The following is a 10,135-nucleotide window of genomic DNA, read 5'->3' as shown; positions in this document are numbered from 1 at the left end:
CACCACCCCCGTCTCGGCCACCCAGGGAGGCGGCTCGACCGTCGTCGTGGATGCCGTCATCGCCAAGGTCGCCGGTATCGCGGCCGCCTCGGTCCCCGGCGTGCACTCTCTCGGCGGCGGTGCGGCCCGGGTTCTCGGCAACATCCGTCAGGCCGTCGGCGCGAAGGACTACGCCCAGGGGGTGAGCGTCGAGGTCGGCGAGACCGAGGTCGCCGCTGATATCGCGATCCAGGTCGACTACCCCGAGCAGCTCCAGCGCGTGGCCTCGAACGTCCGCGCCGCCGTGCACGAGGCGATCACCGAGCTCGTGGGCATGAAGGTCGCCGAGATCAACGTCACGGTCGTCGACGTGTTCATCCCGGGCGACGACGAGGACGAGGACACCACCGCGGACGCTCGCGTCAGCTGATCCCCGCACCGGAAAAGGGGCGTCGACGTCGGTCGGCGCCCCTTTCGTGTGCGCGCGCGACTCAGCCGGCGTTGCGCACCCGGTCGTACGCGTCGAGTGCGCGCTGCCGCGTCTCTTTGAGGTCGACCATCGGCTCGGGCGCTTCGCCGTCGAGGTGCTCCGGCGCCCACCGTCGGATGTACTCGTCGTGCGGATCGAACTTCTCGCGCTGGGTGTCGGGATTGAACACGCGGAAATAGGGGGCGGCGTCCGCCCCGGATCCCGCGACCCACTGCCAGTTGAACGGATTGCTCGCGGCATCCGCGTCGACCAGGCAGTCCCAGAACCACTCCTCGCCGTGGCGCCAGTCGATGAGCAGGTTCTTGGTGAGGAAGGATGCCGTGACCATGCGCACGCGGTTGTGCATGACCCCGGTGTGCCAGAGCTGCTTCATCCCGGCATCCACGACGGCGATCCCCGTCTCGCCGCGCTGCCATGTCTCCAGGTGCGCGCGGTTCAGACGCGGCCAGGGGAAGGCATCGTACTGTTCGCGCCAGTTCTTGGTCGCCAGATCGGGGGAGTGGAACAGCACGTGCCAGGCGAACTCGCGCCAGATGACCTCGGAGAGGAAACCGGTCGCCGACTCGGCGTGCTTCCCCGACCCACGGTGCTCGATCGTGTCGTGCCAGATCTGGTACGGGCTGATCTCGCCCCAGCGCAGCCGCGGGGACAGGTTCGAGGTCGCGCCGCCCGCGAAAGCGTCGCGTGAGAACGCGTAGTCGCCGAGGTCGTCGTCGAGGAACTCGCGCAGCCGCGCCTTCGCGGCCGGCTCGCCGGGCTCCCACGTCTCGCGCAGGCCGCCGGCCCAGTCGGGCTTCGTCGGGAGGAGACCCCAGGTGCCGAGGTCCTCGGACTCCGGCGGCGAGGACGCCCCCGGGATCGCGCGGGCCTCGGGGAGCGGCGCGCGCGGCGCGGGCATCTTCTCGACCGCGCGACGGTAGGGCGTGTACACGCCGTAGGGCGTCCCGGCGCCGGTCCGCACGGTCCACGGCTCGAACAGCAGGTTCGCAGCGAACGACGCGACCGTCACCCCGTCGCCGCGCAGCTTCTCCTTGATCCCGGCATCGATGTCGCGCTCGGCGCCGCCGTAGCGGCGATTCCAGAACACCGCCCCCGCCCCGGTCTCCTCGATCAGTGCGGGGAGGACCTCCGCCGCGCGTCCGCGCCGCAGGACCAGCACGGAGCCGCGCTCGCCGAGGCGTTCGGCGAGGGATGCCAGTGAGTGGTGCAGCCACCACCGCGCGGCCCCGCCGAGGGGCCGTACGCCCGTCGACTCCTCGTCGAGGACGTAGAGACCGATGACCGGTTCCCCCCGGTCGATCGCCGCGCGCAGCGCCGGGTGATCGGTCAGCCGCAGGTCGTCGCGGAACCACACGAGAGACGGAGAAGCCATCCTCCGACGCTATCCGGCCGGGTTTCGGCCTCGCCGGGCTTGACACGTCGCGGCGCCGTTCCGGCATGTCGCCAGATCACGTGATCTGGCCGAAGGCGCCCGATACGGCGCGCCACGAGGCGTGGTCTCGTCCAGATCACGTGATCTGGACGCCTCGCGCGACCCCTACAGCTTCGACGTGTCGTGGCCGGTGGGGAGGACCACGGCGAGGCCGCCCTCGACGATGCGCGTGTAGATGCGGGTCGCCTCACCGAACTCGTCGCCGTCCAGCTCGATCGGCTGCGCGGGGGCGGTGGCCAGCTCGATGCCGCTCCCGCGCAAGTAGCGCACCGACGAGTCGCGGCGGCGCTCGAGCACACGGCGGCCGGCGCGGAAACGGCGCAGCACCGAGTTGTCCCACCAGATCTTGCGCCACACGCCGATCCAGCCGAGCGGCCCGGTGGGCTGGATGACGGCGACGTCGAGCAGGCCGTCGGCGATGGATGCCTCGGGGATCAAGGCCACGCCGCCGGGAAGCGCGCCGCAGTTCGCGAACAGCACGCTCTGCACCCTCGCGGAGTGCAGGCGGTGACCGTCGAGCTGGTACATGACGCGGAAGGGCTTGGCGTTGACGAGCGAACGCGCCGCACCGTCGACGTACGCCACCCAGCCCACCGACTTCTTCAGCTCGGGGCGGGTGTTCTGGATCATCGCGGCATCCAGTCCCATTCCGGCCATCACGACGAACCCGTGCTCCTCGACGGTGCCGTCGGCGCGGCGGATGCGGGCGATGCCGGTGTCGGTGGCGTGCACCTTGCCGTCGAAGGTCGCGCGGATCATCGTGTCGGCGTCGTCGAGCGGAAGGTTGAGGTTGCGGGCGAGGAGGTTGCCGGTGCCGCTCGGCACGATCGTGAGAGGGATGCCGGTCGAGGTGAGGGCCTCGGCGACCGCCCGGACGGTGCCGTCGCCGCCGGCGACGAGCACGGCATCCACCTCTTCTTCGAGGGCGGCGCGGGTGGCGTCGTCACCGAGGTCGTCGACAGTGGTCTCGTAGAAGAGCGGTTCCGCCCACCCCGCCGCGGCGGCGAGTTCGCTCACGCGGGGACGCAGCACCTCGGGGTCGACCTTGGTGGGGTTGTAGACCAGCGCGGCGCGCTTCTTCGATGTCGGCTCGGCGTCCATGGGGGCGTCGTCGCCGTCGGGCGAGACACGCCGGGCCTCTCCCTCTTCCCCGTCGGAGGTGTCGGGCTCGACGTCGCCGGGCTGATGGATGACGTCGTCGGGATCGGCCGCGCTCTTGGGGTCGTTGTCGGCGGCGACGGTGTCATCCTCGTCGTCCTCTTTGAGGCTGGCGTCGTGGAAGTCCTCGTGCGAGCCCTCCGAGGCCGCCCGGTCCTTCTCGGCCTCGGGGGAGACGGTTTCGTCGTTCTCGGGGGCGTCCGCGTCGTCGCGCGGTTCTTCGGGGGCGGCCATGGCATCCACCATAGGACCGGCGCCGACGAGGCTTGCTCGCGCGGACGGGGGTTGACCCGCGGGCTGCGGGATGCGCCGGACGGGGAGTGTCCAGGATGCCGCCCGCGGATGTTCTCCTGGCGGGTCTACTCTCCGCGCGTGACGTTGTTCGAACAGCTGCCGCGGCGGTCGGTGCGGCCGGTCGACGACGGGCCGTTCGCGGCTCTCGCGCGAGCCCGGCGGCGCCGTCGATGGTGGACCGTGACGGCGGTCGGTGGTGCGGTGCTCCTCCTGGTCGCCGGGGTCGTGGTGGGCACCGGGGCGGACCGGGTCGTCATCGACCAGGTCGCGGCGTGGACCGGACCGAAGACCCTGCCCGCCGACATCTCCACGGTGGCCGATCGGGCGTTCCTCTCCGAGGGCGGACGTGCGCTGCTGACCGAAGTGGGCGCGCGCGAGGCCCATGGCGACGATCTGAGCGACGCCTGCGGGGGAGCGGACTCCGTGGCGGACCACGTGATCGACGGCTGTTTCACGCCGAAGGGGATCTTCGTCTTCGTGCCGACCGACGCCCGGGTGGCGGATGCCGCGGTGACGACGCTCGCGCACGAGCTTCTGCACGCAGCGTTCGTCCGGCTCGGCAGGGGGGAGGTGTGGCGCGTCCGGGACCTTTTGCACGAGGCCATCGAACGGGTCGCATCCGATGACCCCGTCCGTCAGCAGATCGACTGGTCCGTCGGTGATCACGAGGAGCTTCGAGATACCGAGCTGTTCGCGTACCTCGGCTCCCAGGTGCGGCCGGACGGCGGCTTCGCCCCCGAGCTCGAAGAGGTGTACGCCCGGTATTTCACCGACCGCGCCGCGCTCGTCGAGGTCCAGCATCGCGTCACGGCGGAGGTCCAGCAGCTGATCGTCGACTACGAGGGCGCTGTCGACGAACTCACGCGCACGACGACGGATGCCGCGAACGCACACGCCCTTCTCGAGAACGACCGGCAGACGTACGAGCTGAACCGGCAGAGTTACCAGGGCGACGCCGATCGGTACAACGCCATGGACCCCGTCGAACGCGGGCGCTTTCGGGTGGAATGGTCCAGTTCGGACGGCTCGGCGTACAGCGGCACGTGGTCGGAGGTGCTCGCCGCTCGGTTGGCGGATCTGGATAAGCGTCATGCCGACCTGGAAGCCCGCGCCCTGGCCGTCGAAGCCGCGGATGCCGCGGCCGTCGCGCGGCCCGCCGAGATCGAGGCGCAGTTCGCCGATGTGCTGACCGTGACGCAGGCCCTCGATCCCACCGCTTCCGGCTCATGAGGCGCGGAATCACCCGAGGCGGCGACCGTAGGATGGACGCGTGATCGACCTGACTCTGCTGCGTGAAGATCCCGAACTGGTGAAGCGCTCCCAGATCGCGCGCGGGGAGTCGCCCGACTCCGTCGACGCCGCGATCGCCGCCGATCGTGATCGCCGCGCCGCGATCACGACGTTCGAAGAGCTCCGGGCCGCGCAGAACGCGCACGGCAAGAAGGTCGCGCAGGCCCCGAAGGATGACAAGCCCGCACTCGTGGCCGAGGCGAAGGAGCTCAGCGAGAAGGTCAAGGCCGCGCAGCACGCCGTGACCGCCGCGGAAGAGGCCGCCGATCTGGCGCTGTCGAAGATCGAGAACATCGTCCTCGAGGGCGTCCCCGCCGGCGGCGAGGCGGACTTCGTCACCCTCCGCACGCACGGCGACGTGCCGACGTTCGACTTCGAGCCGCTCGACCACCTCGCGATCGGCGAGAAGCTCGGCGCCATCGACATGGAGCGCGGCACGAAGGTGTCGGGCAGCCGGTTCTACTTCCTCACGGGCATCGGCGCGCGGCTCGAGCTCGCCCTCATGACCCTGGCGCTCGACCGGGCGCTGCAGGCCGGGTTCACCCCGATGATCCCGCCGACGCTCGTGCGCCCCGAGGTCATGCGCGGCACCGGGTTCCTCGGTCAGCACGCCGACGAGGTCTACCACCTGCCCAAGGAAGACCTCTACCTCGTCGGCACGAGCGAGGTGCCCCTTGCCGGCTACCACATGGACGAGATCCTCGACCTCGAGCGCGGTGCCAAGCGGTACGCCGGGTGGTCCACGTGCTACCGCAGCGAAGCCGGCTCGTACGGCAAGGACACCCGCGGCATCATCCGTGTGCACCAGTTCAACAAGCTCGAGATGTTCGTCTACACCGACCCCGCGGATGCCGAAGCCGAGCACGACCGTCTCGTCGCGATGCAGGAGGGCATGCTGCAGGACCTCGGGCTCGCGTACCGCGTGATCGACGTCGCCGCCGGCGACCTCGGTTCCAGCGCCGCGCGCAAGTTCGACATCGAGGCGTGGGTGCCCACGCAGGACGCGTACCGCGAGCTCACGAGCACGTCGAACTGCACCACCTATCAGGCGCGCCGCCTGGACACCCGGTTCCGTCCTGCCGACGGCGGCAAGACGCAGCCGGTCGCGACCCTCAACGGCACGCTCGCCACCACCCGGTGGATCGTCGCGCTCCTCGAGACCCACCAGCGCGCCGACGGGTCGGTGACGGTGCCCGAGGTGCTCCGTCCCTACCTGGGTGGACTCGAGGTCATGGAGCCGATCGCGTGACCGACGAGGCCGCCCTGCCCCGCATCGGAGACGTCGAGACGTCGCCGCAGGTCGAGGCGGCAGAGGTCGTCGACGACATCGCCCGGACCGCGCCCGTGGGGCGCATGCTCATCGCCCTCGACATCGACGGCACCGTCCTCCTCGAGGACGAGTCGCTGAGCCCCGGGATCGTGGATGCCGTGCGTCACGCGCAGGACGCCGGCCACGAGGTCATGCTGGCCACCGGTCGCAGCTGGGACAGCACGTTCCCGGTCATGGAGCGCCTCGGCATCCATCCCGAGTACGCGGTGTGCTCGAACGGCGCGATCGTGATGCGCCGGGTGGGCGATGCGGATGCCAGCGAGTACGAGCGTGCGCACGTCGAGACGTTCGACCCGACCGATGTGCTGACGCTGCTGGGCGAGCACCTCGGGGACGCGCACTTCCTCGTCGAGCTGCCCGACGGACAGCGCAACTTCACCGACTACCTCGACGACTGGAACCTGCAGGGCGCCAACCAGGTGGCCTTCGAGGAGCTGTCGCACCAGCCCGTCTGCCGCGTGGTGGTCGTCGCGCCCGAGAAGACCGACATGGACTTCCTCCAGCTGGTCGAGCGCATCGGGCTCAGCCAGGTGTCGTACGCGATCGGCTGGACGGCGTGGCTCGACATCGCACCCCAGGGCGTGAACAAGTCCACCGCCCTCGAGCTCGTGCGGGAGTGGCTCGGCATCCCGCCCGATCACGTGCTCGTCATGGGCGACGGCCGCAACGACATCGAGATGATGCAGTGGGCCGTCTCGCACGGCGGCCGCGCGATCGCGATGCAGCAGGGTCCGCCCGAGGTGCACGAAGCCGCCGGCGAGGTCGGTCTCTCGGTCGGCGAGGGCGGCGTGGCCGCGGTGCTGCGCGGGCTCTAGCCGGCCTCGTTCCACGCCTCGCGCATCGACGTGCGCAGCAGACGGACGTCGTTGCGGTCGAGATCGCGTCGACTGCGCTCGAACGCCGCGCGGGCGGCATCCCGGAAAGCCTCCGCGTGTCGGGGAGCGGATGCCGCGAGCGAGGCGAGGCACTTCTGCAGGCGCACCTGCACCTCGATGTGGGGCGCGCCGTCGCGGGCGAGCGGGCGGAACGCGTCGGCGACGAGGTCGCGCAGTTCGGCGGGCTCCAGGAAGACGCGCGCGTACGTCACCTCATGATCGGGCTCGATCGTGATCGCCCGGGTCAGTACGCGTTGCAGCGCCGCGATCACCTCGATGGCGGTGCCGGGGTCGTTCGTCGCGGGGGACAGGGCGCGGCTGCCGATCTCGGTGAGCGCGATCACGCCGAAGCGCGGGTCCTGCTCGAAGGTGCGGTGATTCTCGATGCGGAAGGCGCGGCGCACCGCCTTCACGAGGTCGTCGTCGACCGCCCCGGCGACGCGGACGAGCGGGGTGCGCGCGTCCGCGATCCGGCCGGGCGTCGCGTCGACGTAGATGCGGACGTCGTGGTCCTCGGCGAGCCGGTGGAGTGCGCGGACGTCGACGTGAGTCACGTAGCCGACCTGGTCGGTGAGCACGGCTCGGGTTCCCCCGGGCACGGTCGTCAGCGCCCGGGCGCCGAGAGTGGGCGACGAGGCGTGCATCTCGAGTGCGGCGGTCGCCGCTTTCTCGACGCGGTCGATGACGTCCGCCATGCGCCCGAATGTGGACAGGTGCGAGATCCACCGCAGCAGCGTGAACACGACGATGCCGATCACCACGAGCGTGCCGACGAACAGGATCGTCCGCCCCTGCTCCGTGTAGTACGGGGTGGAGAGGGCGACGATGCCCACGAGCGAGTAGGTGAACGCTCCGATGAACGTCGACACCGCGTTCTGCGACGTCGTGTCGGCGATGAGCAGGGGAGTGGATCGCGGCGTGGCCGTCGTCGTCGCCGCCGAGAACGCCGTGACCATCGCCGTCACCGAGAAGGTGCTGACGGTGAGCATCGCCGTGGCGATGATCTGCAGCAGAGAGCCGACGGCGTTCTGGCCGAGGTCGATCGTGACGTCGAACGGGAGGAAGGGGCCGAGGAACCCGGCGATCAGGGCGACCGCGATGCCGATGAGAGTAAACAGCGCGGCGCGCACCCACACCTTCTTTCCGAGTCGGAAGAAGAAGGATGCCAGTGCCCCGCCGTTCGCCGTCATCCTCCGACGCTAGCCGTCGGGCGTCCGCATGGGTGGCCGGTTGCGTGAACGGGAAACGCCGTCGGGGCCCGATCAGCCGATCTTGGACAACAGGATGTTGTCCGACCCCTCGGGGCTCCGGAAGAGCGGGGCGCAGTTCGCGTCGATCGTGACGGCGGTGTCGTTCGCGCCGGGGGTGTGACGCAGCTCCAGCGGGCCGAGTTCTCCGTCGGGCAGTTTCACGGTGTACGACACGGTGCGCGTCTGGCCCTCCGGAAGGAGCAGCGTCCGGCTCACGGCGGGGCTCGAGTGGTCGGACCCGGAGCGGTCGTGGAACGTCGAGTCCCACCGGTCACCCTCGTCGGGATCGGTGGACAGGATCCGCCCACCCGGCGGGGCGAAGAACAGCACGTCGAGCATCATCGTCCGCAGGTCGATCCCGCGTTCGATGTTGCGCAGACCCAGGGTGTATCCGCTCGTGATGGCATCCGTGATGCTGCTGTGCAGGTCCATCGAGACGGTGATCGTCCGGTCATCCGCGTTGCACGTCGCGTGCTGCGAGTAGGTGAGGTGGAACTGGAGCTTGCCGATCGAGTAGTCGTTGAAGTAGATGCCGAGCTGCGTGGCGTCGACGTTGTCCTCCGGCAGGGTGCCGTCGAGGCCGTACTGGTGGGCGAGATCCTCCAGTCCCTGGTCGTCGAACCACGCGTAGATGCGCCCCTCCTCGGCGCTGCGCACGATCTGCCCCCACATCGTGGCGATGTCCCACTGGCGGCCGGTCAGTTTCGAGAACATCGCCGCGCTGATCTCGCTGAAGTAGCGGTCCATGGCCGCGTTGTCGATGCCGTATCGCTCGTACGGCTCGCTCATGAGCTTGGCTCCGGCGTTCTGGGCGTCGACGGTCTCGCCCGAGGCGAGCGTGATCGGGCCGGTCGCCTCGAGGAGGTGGGCCAGGACGATCGGGTCGATCGAGAACGCGCCGTCGAATTTCGGCTTGTCCGTCCACGTGCGTGTGGCTTGGAACAGCTCGACCGCGGTCGGGAAGTCCGGCGTCATGGTGAAGTTCGACGACCAGTTCGTCAACTCCGGCGGGTAGAGCTTGCGCGTCTCGGCGGGCAGCCGGATGAGTGAGCCGTTCACCGTGTCGAAGCCCCGCGACGGCAGGTCGACGTACATGAGGTCGGTGCCGGTATCGAGGCTGAGCATGTCGACATTGCCGTCGTCGACCCTCAGCACCAGCCACTGCGCGACGCCGCCACCGGTGGCCCGGATCTCGGCGGGCGTCTGGATCATCACCTGGTAGAGCATCGGACGCTCGGCGCCCGCGGCACGGAGCAGTTCGGGGAGGTGCGCCTCGACCGTCGTGAGGACGGGGGTCGCCTGCTGCATCAGACCCACCAGCTGATCGACGGGCGCCGAGATCTGCGGCAGGACACCCGTCCGGTCCATGTTCGTCGCGATGCGCGAGGCCTCGTCGAACGAGGCCAGCACGGTGGGGATGACCGCGCCGGCGTGCAGGAACGGCCGAAGGTTGATCCCACTGCCGCCGCCGGTGTCACCGCTCGACGCGGACATCATCGTCATCATCGGCGGGAGAGACTGCGAAGTGATCGTGTGGGCGATGTCGGTGACGGTGCGCACGGCCAGGACGTTCGTCCGTGCCGCCGGGATCTGCGCTGCGAGATCCCACAGCGGGTTCTGCACGGTGTCGTGCGCCCGCTGCGCCCGGGCGACGATGTCCGCACCCGATCGTTGGATCCCGTCGACGTCGCCGCCGGCTGCGGCGCGGACGAGCACCTTCGCCTGATCCAGTGCCCCTTCGAGGTCGTCGCGCACCTGGATCGCCTGCCACGCGAACGCGCCGGCGGTGACCGCCAGGGCGACGACCACGACGGAAAGGGGGCCACCGACGATCGCCGCGACGACGGAGGCCTGACGTCGCCACTTCTGCACCGCGGTCTCTGCGGCGGCATGACGCGCGAACGGCTGTGTCGAGGTCAATCCGGGGTCGCGTCGACCGGCACTCGCCGCGCGCCCCCTCGCCCGCCGGTCCGCCCGCGTCTCGGGCGCCGTCTTCCAGATCACGGGCAGATCGTAACGTCGCGAGGTGACAGGTCG

General features: G+C 70.1%; 8 protein-coding genes. 4 read left to right on the top strand and 4 right to left on the bottom strand.

The annotated features are described in order from the left end of the window. The coding region (locus tag FE256_RS08950; protein WP_138174823.1) for an Asp23/Gls24 family envelope stress response protein at window positions 1-409 on the top strand (409 nt) is incomplete at its 5' end. Window positions 410-470: 61 nt separating this feature from the next. On the opposite strand, the gene FE256_RS08945 is transcribed toward FE256_RS08950, so the two are convergent. Further along, window positions 471-1,841 carry a cryptochrome/photolyase family protein gene (locus FE256_RS08945; RefSeq protein WP_138174821.1) on the bottom strand — a complete coding sequence of 457 codons (1,371 nt, stop codon included), beginning with the start codon at window positions 1,839-1,841 and terminating at the stop codon, window positions 471-473. 165 nt (window positions 1,842-2,006) lie between these two features. Then, window positions 2,007-3,293, bottom strand: coding sequence for a diacylglycerol kinase family protein (locus tag FE256_RS08940; protein ID WP_138174819.1), 1,287 nt, complete (start codon window positions 3,291-3,293; stop codon window positions 2,007-2,009). Window positions 3,294-3,431: 138 nt separating this feature from the next. Here FE256_RS08940 and FE256_RS08935 point away from each other — a divergent pair, with 138 nt between their 5' ends. From FE256_RS08935 to FE256_RS08925, 3 genes are read left to right on the top strand one after another with little or no spacing between them, the layout of a single operon-like run. Further along, window positions 3,432-4,583 carry a hypothetical protein gene (locus FE256_RS08935; RefSeq protein WP_138174817.1) on the top strand — a complete coding sequence of 384 codons (1,152 nt, stop codon included), beginning with the start codon at window positions 3,432-3,434 and terminating at the stop codon, window positions 4,581-4,583. 40 nt (window positions 4,584-4,623) lie between these two features. Continuing rightward, on the top strand, window positions 4,624-5,892 hold the full coding sequence (gene serS, locus FE256_RS08930; protein ID WP_138174815.1) for a serine--tRNA ligase: 1,269 nt from the start codon (window positions 4,624-4,626) through the stop codon (window positions 5,890-5,892). Next, on the top strand, window positions 5,889-6,788 hold the full coding sequence (locus FE256_RS08925; RefSeq protein WP_252370950.1) for an HAD family hydrolase: 900 nt from the start codon (window positions 5,889-5,891) through the stop codon (window positions 6,786-6,788). Before serS ends, FE256_RS08925 begins: the two co-directional genes overlap by 4 nt. On the opposite strand, the gene FE256_RS08920 is transcribed toward FE256_RS08925, so the two are convergent. Together FE256_RS08920 and FE256_RS08915 are read right to left on the bottom strand one after the other, a co-directional pair. After that, complete coding sequence (locus tag FE256_RS08920; RefSeq protein WP_138174813.1) at window positions 6,785-8,038, bottom strand: DUF2254 domain-containing protein; 1,254 nt, start codon at window positions 8,036-8,038, stop codon at window positions 6,785-6,787. The two genes, FE256_RS08925 and FE256_RS08920, sit on opposite strands and share 4 nt — an antisense overlap. A gap of 72 nt (window positions 8,039-8,110) precedes the next feature. Beyond that, on the bottom strand, window positions 8,111-10,102 hold the full coding sequence (locus FE256_RS08915; protein ID WP_138174811.1) for a DUF4012 domain-containing protein: 1,992 nt from the start codon (window positions 10,100-10,102) through the stop codon (window positions 8,111-8,113). Window positions 10,103-10,135 lie beyond the last annotated feature (33 nt).

The sequence above is a fragment of the Microbacterium sp. 5K110 genome (assembly GCF_005774735.1).
Classification (GTDB): domain Bacteria; phylum Actinomycetota; class Actinomycetes; order Actinomycetales; family Microbacteriaceae; genus Microbacterium.
This window is presented reverse-complemented; position numbering and strand designations above follow the sequence as displayed.

Excerpts from the sequence above, each read along its gene's own strand:
- FE256_RS08945 (WP_138174821.1), bottom strand. The coding sequence starts at position 1,841 with ATGGCTTCTCCGTCTCTCGTGTGGTTCCGCGACGACCTGCGGCTGACC.
- FE256_RS08940 (WP_138174819.1), bottom strand. The coding sequence starts at position 3,293 with ATGGCCGCCCCCGAAGAACCGCGCGACGACGCGGACGCCCCCGAGAAC.
- FE256_RS08920 (WP_138174813.1), bottom strand. The coding sequence starts at position 8,038 with ATGACGGCGAACGGCGGGGCACTGGCATCCTTCTTCTTCCGACTCGGA.